The following is a 15,148-nucleotide window of genomic DNA, read 5'->3' as shown; positions in this document are numbered from 1 at the left end:
ATTCCGGCTTACATTCCTGGGGCATGTGCGTATGCCTGGCTAGATTGAAGTATGGTGCCCGCCCACGGGGGCCGGGCGGCGACACCGGTCTACCGCCCCATCCTCGCCAACCGACGAGGCGAGCTTGAGGCCCTGAGCCACCTCGATCCCGCGTACGCCGCACTGGTCGCCCCGGTCCTGGAGATCGGCGCGATCGGTCGGTCCACGATGGACGCCATTCGCCGGTTGCCGTCCGGCCTGCTGCCCGCCATCGACGTCAGCGCGCTGCCCGACATCCCCGAGGCGGAGCTGACCCGTTGGGGCGTACCGGTGGTGCCGGTGATCGGGCTCTCCGAGAGCGACCACCGGCTGGTCGCGCACGGCGCGGCGGCGCGGGCGTACGGCCGGTGCGCGCTCGTCCGGCTGCGGGCCGGTCGGGACCGGGCCGGGCCGGACGCGAGCACCACAGCTGTGGAACGAATCTGGCGGTTCACCGGCCTCGCACCGGAGGAGTGCGACCTGCTGGTTGACGCGGGGGACGTCTGCTGCCCGGCGGACGTACGGACCGCCGAGCCCCGGGTACGCCACCTGCTGGACTGGGCACGCCGACACGCCTGGCGGTCGGTGACGGTGGCGGCGGGCGGTATGCCGCCGACGCTGTCCCGGTTGCCCACCGACGAGCCGGTCCGGCTGGACCGCTGGGACTGGCAACTGTGGCGACGACTGGCCGACGCCGGGGTCGACTACGGCGACTACGGCGTCCACCCGGCAGGGCCGGGCACCGGTGACCCTGGCGACCGGCTGCCGACCGTGCGCTACACCGACGACGGCAGCTGGTGGGTCTACCGGTGGGCGCGACGCGGCGGCCGGGGCGACGACCGGTTCGCCGACCTGTGTCGCACGCTGGTGTCGGCACCGCACTGGCCGACCACCGGGGCAGCCTTCTCCTGGGGTGACCATGAGCTGCTGCGCCGGGCCCGCCGGGGCGCCGGGGCCGGCTCGACCGCCAACTGGGCGGCGTGGAGCACCTCGCACCACCTGGCCCACGTGCTGACCACGCTGTTGCACCCGGCTGGGGAGAGCGCGCCGCGGTGGCACCCCGGGCAGGGGCCACCGCAGCGGGGACGATCGCTGCGGTGAGGCCGGGTCTACTGCTTCTCGGTGAAGCCGAACTGGATGATGCCCTCGTCATCGACGGTGGCGTCCACCGACGCGTCGCCGAGCAGTTCGGCGGCGTCCTCGTCCAGGAAGATCCGGGCGCCCTGGTTGTCGACCACCCGATCGCCCTGTACCGGTTCGGGCACCAGCTCGACGGTGAGCGAGCCGGCCTCGGTGTCGGCGGCGATACGCACGCCGCCGTCCTGGGCGACGTCCTGTTGGTTGGCGAGGTCACGGATGACGAGCACGGCGTTATCGGTCATGGTGAGCATTTATGGAACTCCTCGTGAATTGTCGGCTCGCGGTCGGAAACCGCGCGGACCGGACAGTCGGCCCGCGTACGAGCACACGTGGGAGGCGACAGAGGGGCGAACGGTCATCACCGTCGCATCGAATCGGGGCAGCTGACGGCCCCGTCACTCCCACCGTGCCCGCTGGCCGACCATCCGTCAAATAGAGCCAGGTCAGTGGAGAGCGGCGGCCGGCGCCAGCCAGGCGCGAATCTCGTTGACCGCCGCGCGGCCGGCCCGGTTGGCACCGATCGTGCTGGCCGAGGGGCCGTACCCGACCAGGTGAACCCGCGAATCGGCGACCACCCGGGTGCCGTCCATCGTGATACCGCCCCCGGGCGCGCGCAGCCCCAGCGGGGCGAGATGGTCGATGGCCGCCCGGAAGCCGGTGCACCACAGGATCACGTCCGCCGGCACGAACCTCCCGTCCGTCCAGGCCACCCCGTCGGGCGTGATCCGGTCGAACATGGGTAGCCGGTCGAGGACGCCGCGCTCGCGCAGTCGGCGTACCTCCGGGGTGACCGGAAGCCCGGTCACGCCCACCACACTGCCCGGCGGCCGGCCGGAGCGGACCGCCTGGTCCACCCGAGCCACAGCGGCGCGGCCCAGTTCCGGGCCGAACTCCTCGTCGTTGAACGTCGGCGGCCGGCGGGTCACCCAGGTGGTGGCCGCCGCAACGGTGGAGACCTCGCCGAGCAGTTGCACGGCCGAGGTGCCGCCGCCGACCACCACCACGCGCAGGCCGGTGAACTCGACCGGCCCTCGATAGTCGGCGGTGTGCAACTGGCGTCCCCGGAACGTGGACCGGCCCGGGTAGTGCGGCCAGAACGGTCGGGTCCAGGTGCCGGTGGCGTTGATCAGGGCGCGGGCGGTCCAGGTGCCCCGGTCGGTGTGCACGTCCAGTCGTCCGTCCGGGCGGGAGTGCACCCCACGGACCCGTACCGGCCGCCGCACCGGCAGGTCGAAGGCCCTCTCGTACGCGGCGAAGTAGGCGGCGACCTGCTCGGAAGCCGGGCGATGCGGCTCGGTGGGCGGGAGCGGCAGCCCGGGCAGGTCGTGGAAGCCGTGCACCCGATCGAAGACCAGCGTCGGCCAGCGGTGCTGCCAGGCGCCACCGGGCCCGTTGTCGGCGTCGAGGATGACGAAGCCGCCGCCGGGCGCGAAGCCGGTGCGGTGCAGGTGGTAGCCGGCGCTCAGGCCGGCCTGCCCGGCGCCGATCACCACGACGTCCGCGGAGTGGGTGTCCACGTGGGCTACAACGCGCCGGCCGTCACCGCTGTGCCCGTCCTCGACCGTCGCGCCGATCACAGCCGGCCATTCCGGCTTCGGCCACCTGACCTGCACCTACGCTGAGTGAATGAGCGACTTCCGTCGGTACGCGGGCGAGTTCCTCGGCACCCTGCTGCTGGTGTTCTTCGGGGTGGGCAGTGCAGTCGCCGCACGGGTCCAGGGTGGCGTGGTGGTGGTGGCGCTGGCCTTCGGGTTCGTGATGGTGGCCCTCGTCTACACGATCGGCCCACTCTCCGGCAGCCACGTCAACCCGGCGGTGACGCTCGGTGTGCTGCTCTCCGGCAAGATCTCGGTGCTCGGGGCGGTGGCGTACTGGATCGCGCAGTTCGTCGGCGCGACCGTAGCGGGCTTCGTGCTCTGGGCGCTGACCCGATGGGGTGACGTCGCGGACCAGACCGGGGCGCTAGGCACGAACGGTTACGGCGCGCACATCAACCGGGGCGGCGCGGCCGTGCTGGAGGTCGTGCTGACCTTCCTCTTCGTGCTGGTCGTGCTGGTGGTGACGAGTCGGAGCGAGAATCCGGGCACCGCCGGGCTGGCCATCGGGCTGGCCCTGGCCGTGACCCAACTGGTGGGCGTGACGCTGACCGGCGCTGCGGTCAATCCGGCCCGCGCGTTCGGTCCGGCGGTCTTCGAGGGCGGCGTGGCGCTGCGGCAGCTCTGGGTGTTCATCGTCTTCCCGCTGCTCGGTGGGGCACTCGCCGCACTGGTGGCGCCGCTGGTCATGGGGGCGCAGCGGCACTACTGGGGTGGCCACGAAAAAACGGTCGGTGGGCCGAAGTAGCCCAGACGGCATTTTCTTTCGCCTGAGGGCCTTCTCCGGCGAATATCTCCGTGACAGCATCAGCGGATGCATCGCCGTCACTTTCCCCGGGCCCTCGCGCTGCTCGCGCTGGTAGCCACTGCGGCCACCGCCGCTGCGCCCGGTGCCACGGCCGAATCGCCCACCCCCGCGACGACCCACCTGCGTGCCACCATCGACACGATCCTCGCCGACGCCCGCTTGGCCGGCGCGCAGGCGTCGGTGGTCGTGGTCGACACCAGCACGGGACAGCCGCTCTACGACCGCAACGGTGACCGCCGGCTGGTCCCGGCGTCCAACACCAAGCTGCTGACCTCGACGGCCGCCCTTGAGCTGCTCGGCCCGGGCCACCGCTTCAGCACCGACGTACGGGCCAGCGGCAAGCGCCGGGCGGGCCTGCTCTCCGGCAACCTCTACCTGCGCGGCGGGGGCGACCCGACAATGCTCGCCGCCGACTACGACGCGCTCGCCGCGCAGGTCGCCGCCGACGGCGTACGGGTGGTCACCGGAAACCTGGTCGCCGACGACACCCGCTACGACCGCACCCGGCTCGGCCCCGACTGGACCTGGGACGACGAGCCCTACTACTACGCCGCCCAGGTCTCCGCGCTGACCGTCGCCCCGGACACCGACTACGACGCGGGCACCGTGATCGTGCACGCCGCACCGGCCGACCGGGCCGGCGCATTGCCGGTGGTCACCACCACCCCCGCCACCGGGTACGTCCGCGTCGACAACCGCGCCCAGACGGTCAGCGACGGCGACACCTCGATCTCGATCGAGCGCGAGCACGGCGACAACACAGTCGTGGTGACCGGTCAGATCGCCGTCGGCGACGAGCCCGCCAGCGACTGGGTCACCGTCTGGGAACCCACCGGCTACGCGGCCGACGTGTTCCGGGCGGCGCTGCACCGACACGGCGTCCGGGTGCTCGGCCGGACCGTGCTCGGTCAACCCACCCCGGAGACGGCCGACCCGGTGGCGCGCCACGACTCGATGAGTCTGGGCGAGCTGATGACGCCGTTCTTGAAGCTGTCCAACAACGGGCACGCCGAGGTGTTGACCAAGGAGATCGGCCGGGTGCTCTCCGGTTCAGGCACCTGGACGGCCGGTCTCACAGCGATCAGCGAGTACGTCGCCGACACCGGAATGGACACCGGGAGACTGCGCCAGCGTGACGGCTCAGGACTGTCCCGGCGCAACCTGATCCCGGCGGCGGAATTCGTCGACCTGCTGAGCGCCGTCCGCGCCGAACCGTGGTTCGCGACCTGGTACGCGGCGCTGCCGATCGCCGGTCAGCCCGAGCGGTTCGTCGGCGGCACCCTGCGCAGCCGGATGGCCGGCACGCCGGCCGCGGGCAACGTGCACGCCAAGACCGGCAGCCTGACCGGTGTCTCCGGGCTCTCCGGCTACGTCACCAGCGCCGATGGTCGGCTGCTGGCGTTCTCCATCCTGCTGAACAACTACCTCACAGCGTCGGTGAAGTCGTTGGAGGACCAGATCGCCGTGGCACTGGCCGGCTTCCGCGAGGGTGGTGCGTCGACGGCTCGGGTGGCCGCGCCGGCGGTGCCGGAGACGCCGCGCACCCCGGAGGGCGTCGAGTGCTCCTGGGTCAAACCGATCACCTGCTGAGCGACGGCCGGGAGGCGCGTTCGCGCCTCCCGGCCCGGCGAGCGCTCAGGCCGGACGGTCCGGTGGGGGGACCACCGCCGTCGGGTCACCACGTTCGATGAGCGCGGCGATCTCAGCGGCCCGCAGCCCGCGCAGCGCCAGCACCCGGGTGCCCCAGCGGTGCAGGCGGCACGGGTGCGGGCTGGCATCGTTACGGCAGACCACGCCCCCGGACCACCGTCGGGGGGCGTGCACCACCACCGCCCGTACGGCGAACTGGGTGTCCTCGCCCGTCACGTACGGCGGCAGGGGGATGTCGCGAAGAACCTCCCCGGACGCTTCACCGCTGCCGGACGAAGCGGCACGACGGACGCGGTGGGCGGTGCTGCTACTCATCTCCGCTGCCTCCACACTGGATGGTCGGATGGGGACAGCAGAAAGTTACGGCGCATTCGACGGTCCGCGACGGACAAACTGTCCCGCTGTCCGAACGCACAGCGATCAGTCAGTCAGTCAACGCACCGCCACGGCCTGGAGGCCGACGTTGCCGCAGTGCGGCGTGAAGACCTTCTCGACGGTCCAGTTCAGCAGCAACCGGGCACCCTTCGGCACCGTGAAGCGGATGGTGAACTGCGCGCTCTGACTGGTGTACGGGTCTTCCAGTCGGGCGGTGCTGGCGGGCCCGCCGGTGGACAGCCGCGCTTCCAGTCGCCCCCGCGCCATCCAGATGCCGCCGTAGAGCTGGACCGTGCGCGGCTCACCACTGCCGGCGACGGCGACGCTGAACCCGTTCCCGGCACCGCAGGCGTAGACGCCGTTGGAGCTGCCGTTCGTCGACCGCTCCGGCGTGCCGTCGGCCCAGCGCACGTACTCCTGGTTGCCGTCCCAACCGACCCGCCGGCCCGGGCCACCCCGGTCGACGATCTCGCCGGAGCCGGAACGCTTGCGGTTCGTCGACCTGCCGCCGCGCTCCCCCCAGTGCACCCAGTCCCGGGCGCCCACGGCGGTGAGGTCGACGATGGCGGGCATCTCGCCCCGGCTCACCGTCAGCGCCGGCGAACCGGGCTTCGGCGGTGGCGGGGCGGGCGCGCTGGCCGACGGCGTCGGGTCCGGTGAGGGTGGGCGCTGGCGCGGACGCAGGCCGGGCGTCGCCGGCCCCGCCTCGCCGGTGCGCGCGTCGGCGGCCGGAAAACCGGGGGAACGGGCGGGGACAGCGCCCGGACCGGCCTGGTCGTCGTCCGGCGCCGGACCGGACCGGGTGGCGAGGTATGAGATCAACACCACCAGGCAGACGAGTACGGCGGCTCCCTCCACCGCCCAGCGCCGCCGCTGTCGGGCGCGGCGCAACACGCTGCGGGTCGTCCCGGCGGCAATGGCACGCGGACGGTGCTTCGGCGGCTCGTCGCCAGCCCTCGAACCAGCCCGCGTGCGGTCTTCGTCCGCCACCGACCCCTCCAACTCCGCCGCCCGGCCGTTTTGGACCGCCGAGGACCACACCATCCACTGTGGGCAGTTTCACGTTTGCCCGGGCGTGGACGACACGCTAGATCCGGACTGCCGGACGTGTCCAGCCCACAATGGGACGCCGCCGGACAACCCGGCCGCCCCGGACGGGCACCTGGGCAGACCACCAGCGCCTTTCGGGTCAGCCGATCCGGAAGCCGAGCAGTTGCGCGACGACCACGGCCTGCTCGACGTCGATCACGGCACCGGCCCGCTCGACGACCGTCGGGTCCAGCGCTGTGAGATCGCTGCCCCGCAGGTCGGCGCCGCCGAGCCGGACGTTTGTCAGCTGCGCCCCGGAAAGATCGACACCGGTGACCGTAGCACCGGTGAGGTTGGCCCTGGTGAGGTCCACCTCGCGCATGCGCACCCCGGTCAGCCGGACGCCACGCAGGTCGGCACCGGGCAACGCGACGAAGGACCAGTCACCGCCGTCCACCGTCAACGGACGCAGATCGCACTCGCTGAAGGTGCTGCCGACCAGCTTGCAGCCGGTGAACTCGGCCTCGAAGAAGTTGCACCGCCGAAAGACGCAACGGGTGAAGGCGGAGTCGACATGCCGGGAGGCGTTGAACGCCACGTTGCCGAACGTGCACGCGGTGAAGACCGCGCCTCTGCTCACCGCCTCGGTCAGGTCCATCCCGAAGAACTCGCAACCCACGAAGTGCCGGTCGGTCAGCTCCTCGCCGTACCAGTCCTCGTTGCGAAAGGTCACGTCCTCGGTCAACTCCGGCATCCGGCCAGGCTAGTGGGCGCCGCCGACAGCCGACGGCCGGCGGGCCGGCGCCGACCCCCTTCCGGTGTCGGTCTACCGGCGAGTAGGTTCGGCGGCGTGAGTGTGGCTCGGAGCAAGGACCCGGATCAGATCGGCTTCGACAGTGTGCGGCTGGCACGGATCGACGAGCACTTCGGCCGGTACGTCGACGACGGCCGACTGGCCGGCTGGCAGGTGGTGGTCACCCGTCGCGGCGAGGTGGCGCACTCCTCGACGTACGGGCTGCGCGACCGGGAGTCGGGCGCACCGGTAGAGGCCGACACCCTCTGGCGGATCTACTCGATGACCAAGCCGGTCACCTCGGTCGCGGCGATGATGCTGTGGGAGGAGGGCCGGTTCGAGCTGACCGACGAGATCAGCCGCTGGCTGCCCGAGTTCGCCGACCTGCGGGTCTACTCCAAGGGGTCGGCGCTCAAGCCGTACACGGTGCCGGCGGTCGAGCCGATCCGGGTCTGGCACCTGCTCACCCACACGGCCGGCCTGACGTACGGCTTCATGCAGACCTCGGTGGTCGACGGGCTCTACCGGGCTGCCGGCTACGACCTGTACCCGCCGGCGGACGTCGACCTGGCCGGCGCCTGCGCGGCCTTCGGCGAGCTGCCGCTGCTGTTTCAGCCCGGCTCGGCGTGGGGCTACTCCGTCGCCACCGACGTGCTGGGCCGACTCGTCGAGGTGATCTCCGGGCAGAGCCTCGACGCGTTCTTCGCCGACCGGATCTTCGGCCCGCTGGGCATGACCGACACCCGCTGGTGGGTGGAGGGCGACGAGGCCGACCGGCTGGCCGCGCTCTACGTACCGGAACCGCGCAGCGGCCGGGCCGTCCGCTACGACAGCCTGGGGTCGCTCGCGTTCAACAAGCCGGCGCTGCTCTCCGGCGGCGGTGGCCTGATCTCCAGCGCCGCCGACTACCACCGATTCACGCAGTTGCTGCTGCGCGGCGGCGAGCTGGACGGCGTGCGGCTGCTCGGGCCGCGCACGGTGCGGTTCATGACCCGCAACCACCTGCCCGGCGGTCAGGACCTGGGCACCCTGTCCACCGGCGGCTTCGCCGAGACCACCCTGGACGGGATCGGCTTCGGCCTCGGCTTCGCGGTGGTCGACGACCCGATCCCCAGCCGGGTGCCGAGCAGCCTCGGCGAGTACTACTGGGGCGGGGTGGCCAGCACCGCGTTCTGGGTCGACAGGGCCGAGGAGATCACCGCGCTGCTGTTCACGCAGCTGATGCCGTCGAGCACCTACCCGCTCCGCTCCCAGCTGCGCCAGCTCGTCTACGCCGCCCTGGTCGACTGAGCGCTGACGGAACGGTCAGTCGGCGAGGCGGGCCGGGAAGCCACCGGTGGCGATCGGACCCCAGGCGTCGATGGTGACCCGGATCAGCGACTTGCCCTGACGCACCATCGCCGCCCGGTAGTCGTCCCAGTCCGGGTGCTCACCGGAGATGCTGCGGAAGTATTCGACCAGCGGTTCCAGTGCCTCGGGCAGGTCGAGCACCTCGGCGGTGCCGTCGATCTGCACCCAGGGGCCGTTCCAGTCGTCGCTGAGCACGCAGGCCGAGACCCGGGGGTCGCGGCGGAGGTTGCTCACCTTGGCCCGCTCCGGGTAGGTGGAGACGACCAGCCGCCCCTGCCCGTCGACCCCGGCGGAGACCGGGGAGGACTGCGGTCGCCCGTCCGCCCGGGTGGTCATCAGCACGACGCGGTGTCGCGGCCGGAGGAAGTCGAGCAGGCCGTCCCGGTCGACCCGGGTGTTCCTTGCGATGCTGCGTGCCATTCCCCGTTCCTACCAGGGTGCGGGCGCAGCGGGGTCGGCGGGTCAGCGGGGTCGGGCCGCGGCGCGGTGCACCGCCTGGGTGGGCACCCGGGGACGGCCGGACGGACGCCAGGCCCGACCGTTGGCGTAAATCACCCGAAAGCCGAGGTACGAGGCGAGCGGCGCCCAGTGGGCGGAGCCCATCCGCAGCTCGGCGGCGTTGTGTCGTTGGCCGTTGGCGAGCACGTCGAGGAGCACGGTTTCGAAGGCCGCCGATTCGACCCAGTCGACTTCGCGGGTGAAACCGCAGATCAGAGCGGCTCCGGTGACCTCCAGGAACTCGCGCAGCACCGCGTCCGAGGCGCGCAGCACCGAGCAGCTGCCGAAATAGAGTCGCCGTCCCTCCGCGCGGCCGGCCATCAGCTCGGCCACCTCGTTCAACTCCACCGACTGCCAGTCGGTGAGGCAGAGCCGGCTCGGCTCGCCGTGCATGGCGAAGAAGCCGACCCGGTGGTCGGCGTACTGCTTGAGCAGCCAACGGTCCAGGAAGTAGAACAACTCGTCGCGGGTGGCCGCGTCCTTGTGGATGAAGCGGATCTTGCCCAGCCGCTCCAGCAGCTCCAGCGTGGGCAGCACCGAGCCCCGCTCGTTGAGGTCACGGTGCCACTGACCCTCGACACAGAAGACGCCACCGCGTGCCATGCGCACCTCCGCCAGTCCGCCACCCCGGAGCTGACGGTACCGGCCGCCATCACCCCGGGAACATCACCCACCGTGTGGCAGATTGCGACGTTCGGTGCCCTTGACCGCAGGAGAGGTGATCGGCCGGGAATGGCTGTTTCGCAAATCAGCCGAATTCCCAGCCAATACCCAGGGACAGCAGATTGTGAGCACGATTCTCGTTAATCACCTCCAACGGCACTGATCGGTGCGAGGGTGGAAATCACGGGACTTCTCGGTCGATGTCCTGGAGCCACCCCATTCGCTCTCCTATCGGGAGGACTTCTGTGCGCGTAAACACCTTGAAGCGGGTCGCCGTCGCATTCGCCCTGGCACTGCCCGGGGCCGCAATCGCCACGGTGGTCGCCGCACCGGCGGCGCACGCGGACGGCTGTTACACCTGGAACCGCACCCTGACCCAGGGGCGCTCCGGTGACGACGTCCGCCAGTTGCAGATCCGGGTCGCCGGGTGGGCCGGCTACCGGGACATCGTGGAGAACGACGGCCGCTACGGGCCCAAGACCGCCGCCGCGGTCAAGCGGTTCCAGCAGGCGTACGGGCTGCGCGCCGACGGCATCGCCGGCCCACAGACCTTCGCCAAGCTGTACCAACTCCAGGACAACGACTGCACGCCCGCGCACTTCACCTACGGCGAGCTGGACAACGGGTGTGGCGGGAGCGGGTGGAGCGGCGGCCCGCTGTCGGCGAACCAGACCAAGCAGAACGCGCTGCGCACCATGTGGAAGCTGGAGGCGCTGCGCAAGAGCCTTGGTGACAAGCCGCTCAACGTGTCGAGCGGTTTCCGCAGTCGCGCCTGCAACAACCAGGTCGGCGGCGCGTCCGACAGCCAACACCTGTACGGCAACGCGGCCGACGTGACCTCACGGACGTCCTCGCTGTGCCAGGTCGCCCGCAGTGCCCGTAACAACGGCTTCAGTGGGATCTACGGGCCGGGCTACCCCGACCACGACGACCACGTGCACGTCGACTCGCGTCGGGAGAACAACAGCGACGACAGCTCGAACACGACGAGCTGGTCCGCCCCGGACTGCGGGGTCGGCAACTGAGCCCACCGCTCGAAGCGACGTCGGCCCGACGCGGAGGGGGAATCCTCGCGTCGGGCCGACGTCGTGTCGCCCCGGGTCGGGTGGGCGGAGGGGTAGCGCGCTCAGCTCGCCCGGGGCCAGCGCGGCGCGGTGACGGGGGGAGTCACCGGCCGGCCAGCAGCGGTGGGCCGTACCCCCTGGGGGACGACCCGAGCGGCCTGTTGCCGCGACGGCCCGGTCGCCGTGAACGGGAACGGCACGTGCACGAACGGATTGCCATGCCGGATCAACGCCTCGATCTGCCGCTCGTTGAGCCCGTGTGTCTCCAACACCCGACGCCCCCAGCGGTGCAGCCGGCACGGATAGGAAGCGCCGTCGTTGCGGCACAGCGGCCCGGTGGGCCACTCCTCGGCGGTGTGCACGACCACCGCCCGGACCGCGAGCCGGACATCCTCCGGGGTAAGTGGTGCCGGCATCGGCACCTCACCCAGTACCTGATCGATGGGATCCGTCGACTGCTCACCAACTCGCACGGCAGGCCTCCCGCAGTTCGGCAGCGGTACGGCGGACCTACCGCACCGACATCCTCGGCCATGGGTACGGCGGACACCGGACGAAAGTTCAATTCCGGTACGCGGTAAGCAGATCCTCCGCCGACAGCACCCGGATGCCGTCGACGGCGGTGCCGCTGCGCGACACGGCGACGACCGGCACCGATTCGTCGGCGCCGGGAAGCTGAGACCGGTGCTGGAGCAGCCGGCCCAGGTCATGCGCGTCGAAGGGTCGGTTCTCCTGCCACTTGACCGATCCGACGAAGCTGATGCTCCGAGCGACGGGAGCACGGTCGGCGCCGACTATGTCGATCTCCGGGTCGTTGGTCCGGGTCCAGTAGCCGCCGATCGTCGCCGCCTCCGCCGGTAGATGGTCACCGGGCAGCCGGCGCAGCGCCTCCCGGACGACAGGTTCGATGGCCCGCCCTCGCCAGGACGTCCACGAACGGTCGATCCGGTCCAGGGTCAGGTCGCCCCGCCCCCGCTCGATCTCGGAGAGGTGTGGCCCCAGGAACGACAACCAGAAACGCAGGTACGGATCGGCCACCGCGTACCGGGTCTCCCGGGACGGCTTGGTCGACAGCGGAACGGCGACCTCCACGGCCCGTTTCTGGGTCAGCAGGCGCAGGGCGCGGTTGAGGGACGCCTGCGGAAGATTCCCTGCCGCGCGGGAGATCAGCGAGAAGGTCCGCTCACCGGAGCCGATGGCCCGCAGCACCAGACCCGCCTGGGACTGGGGCGGGAACTCCGCCGCCAGTGCCCGCTCGCCGCTGACCAGCAGGGCAGAGGTCGGATCCCGTACCGCCTCGGTCAGATACTCGTGGACGGATGCACCGGTCGGCCACTCGTCGAGGATCAGCGGCAGACCGCCGGACACCAGGTAGGCGTCGAACGCGTCGGCGGCGGACAGGCCGAGCATGTCGCTGACGTCGGCCGGGCTCAGCGGCGGAATGACCATCTCCGTGGCTCGCTGGTGGAACGGCCGGCCGTAGTCGTTGAGGGCTTCCATCATGGCCAGGTCCGATCCGACGCAGATCAGGAGGACCGGTCGCCGGGACAACTCGCGATCGAAGACCTTCTGCAACGTTCCCTCGAAGCCCGGGTCGCCCGCGATGAGGTACGGCATCTCGTCCAGGACCACGACGCTCGGCCGGTCGGACGGCAGCGCGGCGGCGAGCAGGGTCAGCGCGGCGTCCCAGGTCTGTGGTTGCTGCTCCCGAAGGATCTGCGCACCCGGCAGTGTCGAGGCGGCCGCCTCCTCCACGAAGAGAGCGAGCTCGGCTGCGACGGTCGGCTGCGCGGAGGCGGTGAAGAAGAGGTACGGCACCTCGGCCCGCTCCACGAACTCCTCGACCAGTCGGGACTTGCCTACCCGCCGACGACCGCGCATGAGAAGGGCCCGCCCAGGCCGACCAGCACGGCCACCCCGTTGCACCCGAGAAAGCATGCCGCCCAGGAGGTCGAGTTCACGGTCCCGTCCGACAAAGCCGTCCACGATCACTCCTGACACAACCAGCGATGAAACAACCAAAAATGAGTGTAACCTCATCCGCGTTGGTATGTCCGGCCATTGGCCCCGGCAACGCCTCGTCAGACGAGGCCGGCGTCGTGCACGAGCAGCGCCACCTGGACCCGGTTGTTCAGCTCCAGTCGGGTCAGCAGCCGGGAGACGTACGCCTTCACCGTCGCCACGCTCATGAACAACTCCCCCGCGATCTCCGCGTTGGTGTGGCCCCGCCCCAGCGCGACAGCCACCTGCCGCTCGCGCTCGCTGAGCCCGGTGAGCAGCCGCAGCGCCCGTTCGCGGCGCGGGTCCGGGCCGACCGGGCCGGGGGCGGCGGCGGTCACGTGGGCGATCAACGTCCGGGTCACCGTCGGTGAGAGCGTCGCCTCGCCCGCCGCGACCCGGCGTACGGCACGCACGATCTCCGCCGGTGGGGTGTCCTTGAGCAGGAAACCGGCCGCCCCGGCGCGGAGCGCCCGCAGCACCTGTTCGTCGGCGTCGAAGGTGGTCAGCACCAGCACCTCCGGCGGGTGCGGTTGGGCACGCAGCGCCTCGGTGGCGGTCAGCCCGTCGACCCGGGGCATCCGGATGTCCATCAGCACCACGTCCGGGGCGTACGCGGCGACGGCCGCCGGCACCTCGCCACCGTCGGCCGCCTCGCCGACCACGACCAGGTCCGGCAGACCGCCGAGGATCATCGAGAGCCCGGCCCGGACCAACGCGTCGTCGTCCACGATCAGCACGCGTACCGGCGGAGCGGCCGCGCCGGTCGCGTCCGGCGGTCCGGCTGCGCCGGCAGGGCTGGTCACGCCGGCCACGGCAGCCAGGCGGCCAGCCGGAAGTCACCGCTGTCGTCCCGACCGTAGGCGAGCCGCCCGCCGGCCAGGGTCACCCGTTCGCTGATGCCGACCAGGCCGGTGCCGGCACCCGGCAGCGTGCCGCCGGCCGGCGCCCCGACCGGCCACCGGTTGCCGATCGCCACGGTCAGCCCGGCGCCCGGCCCGCCGGCCACGTCCACGGTGACGGCCGCGCCGGCAGCGTGTTTGCGGGCGTTGGTCAGCCCCTCCTGCACGATCCGGTACGCGGCCCGGCCCAGCGCCGCCGGCACCTCCCCCGGGCTGGCGACGCTGTCGCTGACGTTCACCCGCACCCCGGCCGACCGCGACTCGGCGATCAGGGCCGGCAGGTCGGCGAGGGTGGGCTGCGGTGGCTCGGGGGCGTCGCCGGCACCGTCGTCCTCGGCCCGGAGCACCCCGATCACCTCCCGCAGGTCCTGGAGGGCGGCGTGCGCGCTGCCCCGGATCACCCCGGCGGCCCGGGCCACCTCGTCGGCCGGCGCGTCCGGGCGGAACTCCAGCGCACCCGCGTGCAGGCTGAGCAGCGAGATCCGGTGGGCCAGCACGTCGTGCATCTCCCGGGCGATCCGGGTGCGTTCGAGGTGGCGGGCCTGGGTGACGCGCAGCTGCTGCTCCGCCTCGGCCCGCTCGGCCCGCTCCCGCAACGACACGATCAACTGCCGGCGGGCCCGGACGAACATCCCCCAGGCCAGCACGGCGAAGCTGAGCACCACGCCCCAGGACGCGGTGGCCCAGTACGACATGGCTGGGTCCGGGCGCAGCCAACTGAAGACCATGTTGGTGACGAGGCCGACGCCGGTGACCGCGATCGCCACGGCGGTCCGTCGGTGCACCACCACAGTGAAGTAGAAGATCAGCAGTGGGATGGCCGAGGCCATCGAGAACAGCGACAGAGGTGTCGTGGCCACCAACAGCCCGAGCGGCCACCGTCGGCGCAGCCAGAGCAGCCCGCAGCAGACCAACCCGATCAGGGCGTCCGCGCCGGTCATCCAGCCGTGCGGCAGCGCGGTGGCCATCGACGGGTCGGGCGACAGGGCGTCGGCGGTGGCGAACAGCACCCAGAGCAGGGAGACCAGGAACGCGATGGTGTCCACGAGCCAGTCCCGGGTGGTGCGGCGCGGATGGGTGCGCGCACGGTCGACCGGCACGGCCAGCTCCCCCGGCAAGAGCCAGGGGTGCTCCGGGACGGCGATGCTGGTCACGCGCCCATGCTAGGCAGCATCGGCGCCCGACAACCAGCTACCAAAGTCGAGATCCGATGATCGACCAAGGTCGACGGGGCACCGACCGGTGGCCGCAGCGGATGGCCGGGC

Annotated in this window: 16 protein-coding genes; 5 read left to right on the top strand and 11 right to left on the bottom strand. The window is 71.6% G+C overall.

Annotated features, from left to right (window positions below; translation table 11 throughout):
* Positions 1-51: 51 nt before the first annotated feature.
* Entirely contained in the window at positions 52-1,119 is a 1,068-nt protein-coding gene (locus PSH03_RS30710) for a beta family protein (RefSeq protein ID WP_238691166.1), read from the top strand.
* Between the two features lie 8 nt (positions 1,120-1,127).
* On the opposite strand, the gene PSH03_RS30705 is transcribed toward PSH03_RS30710, so the two are convergent.
* Complete coding sequence (locus PSH03_RS30705) at positions 1,128-1,409, bottom strand: adhesin (protein ID WP_091393621.1); 282 nt, start codon at positions 1,407-1,409, stop codon at positions 1,128-1,130.
* A 192-nt stretch (positions 1,410-1,601) separates the two neighbouring features.
* Entirely contained in the window at positions 1,602-2,771 is a 1,170-nt protein-coding gene (locus PSH03_RS30700; protein WP_238691165.1) for an NAD(P)-binding domain-containing protein, read from the bottom strand.
* 13 nt (positions 2,772-2,784) lie between these two features.
* On the opposite strand from PSH03_RS30700, the gene PSH03_RS30695 reads away from it, so the two are divergent.
* Positions 2,785-3,501: an MIP/aquaporin family protein gene (locus tag PSH03_RS30695; protein WP_091393624.1), complete on the top strand. Its 717-nt coding sequence runs from the start codon at positions 2,785-2,787 to the stop codon at positions 3,499-3,501.
* 66 nt (positions 3,502-3,567) lie between these two features.
* The gene (gene dacB, locus PSH03_RS30690) at positions 3,568-5,151 is read left to right on the top strand and encodes a D-alanyl-D-alanine carboxypeptidase/D-alanyl-D-alanine endopeptidase (RefSeq protein ID WP_238691164.1); all 1,584 of its coding nucleotides are present in this window, start codon (positions 3,568-3,570) and stop codon (positions 5,149-5,151) included.
* 45 nt (positions 5,152-5,196) lie between these two features.
* Here dacB and PSH03_RS30685 read toward each other — a convergent pair whose 3' ends face one another.
* The 3 genes from PSH03_RS30685 to PSH03_RS30675 form a co-directional block, all read right to left on the bottom strand.
* Positions 5,197-5,526 (bottom strand): hypothetical protein, encoded by a 330-nt coding sequence (locus PSH03_RS30685; protein WP_238691163.1) that lies wholly within the window; start codon positions 5,524-5,526, stop codon positions 5,197-5,199.
* Between the two features lie 117 nt (positions 5,527-5,643).
* Positions 5,644-6,576, bottom strand: a complete 933-nt coding sequence (locus PSH03_RS30680; protein ID WP_238691162.1) for a hypothetical protein — start codon at positions 6,574-6,576, stop codon at positions 5,644-5,646.
* 199 nt (positions 6,577-6,775) lie between these two features.
* Complete coding sequence (locus PSH03_RS30675) at positions 6,776-7,369, bottom strand: pentapeptide repeat-containing protein (RefSeq protein ID WP_238691161.1); 594 nt, start codon at positions 7,367-7,369, stop codon at positions 6,776-6,778.
* Positions 7,370-7,465: 96 nt separating this feature from the next.
* Between PSH03_RS30675 and PSH03_RS30670 the strand changes: the two genes are divergently transcribed.
* The gene (locus PSH03_RS30670; protein ID WP_238691160.1) at positions 7,466-8,698 is read left to right on the top strand and encodes a serine hydrolase domain-containing protein; all 1,233 of its coding nucleotides are present in this window, start codon (positions 7,466-7,468) and stop codon (positions 8,696-8,698) included.
* A 15-nt stretch (positions 8,699-8,713) separates the two neighbouring features.
* Here PSH03_RS30670 and PSH03_RS30665 read toward each other — a convergent pair whose 3' ends face one another.
* Entirely contained in the window at positions 8,714-9,178 is a 465-nt protein-coding gene (locus PSH03_RS30665; RefSeq protein WP_112582263.1) for a PPOX class F420-dependent oxidoreductase, read from the bottom strand.
* Positions 9,179-9,220: 42 nt separating this feature from the next.
* Positions 9,221-9,859, bottom strand: coding sequence for a DUF6642 family protein (locus PSH03_RS30660; RefSeq protein ID WP_091393643.1), 639 nt, complete (start codon positions 9,857-9,859; stop codon positions 9,221-9,223).
* Positions 9,860-10,164: 305 nt separating this feature from the next.
* On the opposite strand from PSH03_RS30660, the gene PSH03_RS30655 reads away from it, so the two are divergent.
* Positions 10,165-10,944 carry a D-Ala-D-Ala carboxypeptidase family metallohydrolase gene (locus PSH03_RS30655; protein ID WP_238691159.1) on the top strand — a complete coding sequence of 260 codons (780 nt, stop codon included), beginning with the start codon at positions 10,165-10,167 and terminating at the stop codon, positions 10,942-10,944.
* A 101-nt stretch (positions 10,945-11,045) separates the two neighbouring features.
* On the opposite strand, the gene PSH03_RS30650 is transcribed toward PSH03_RS30655, so the two are convergent.
* From PSH03_RS30650 to PSH03_RS30635, 4 genes are all read right to left on the bottom strand, one after another.
* Positions 11,046-11,399 (bottom strand): hypothetical protein, encoded by a 354-nt coding sequence (locus PSH03_RS30650; protein WP_225855057.1) that lies wholly within the window; start codon positions 11,397-11,399, stop codon positions 11,046-11,048.
* Between the two features lie 145 nt (positions 11,400-11,544).
* Complete coding sequence (locus PSH03_RS30645; protein WP_372494926.1) at positions 11,545-12,864, bottom strand: ATP-binding protein; 1,320 nt, start codon at positions 12,862-12,864, stop codon at positions 11,545-11,547.
* A gap of 200 nt (positions 12,865-13,064) precedes the next feature.
* A complete protein-coding gene (locus tag PSH03_RS30640; protein ID WP_210787387.1) occupies positions 13,065-13,805 on the bottom strand; it encodes a response regulator in 741 nt (246 codons plus the stop codon).
* Entirely contained in the window at positions 13,784-15,037 is a 1,254-nt protein-coding gene (locus PSH03_RS30635; RefSeq protein WP_238691158.1) for a sensor histidine kinase, read from the bottom strand. Before PSH03_RS30635 ends, PSH03_RS30640 begins: the two co-directional genes overlap by 22 nt.
* Between the last annotated feature and the right edge of the window lie 111 nt (positions 15,038-15,148).

This window comes from Micromonospora salmantinae, from assembly GCF_022230905.1.
GTDB lineage: Bacteria > Actinomycetota > Actinomycetes > Mycobacteriales > Micromonosporaceae > Micromonospora > Micromonospora salmantinae.
The sequence above is the reverse complement of the archived record's forward strand: the minus strand, read 5'-3'. Positions and strand labels throughout refer to the sequence as shown.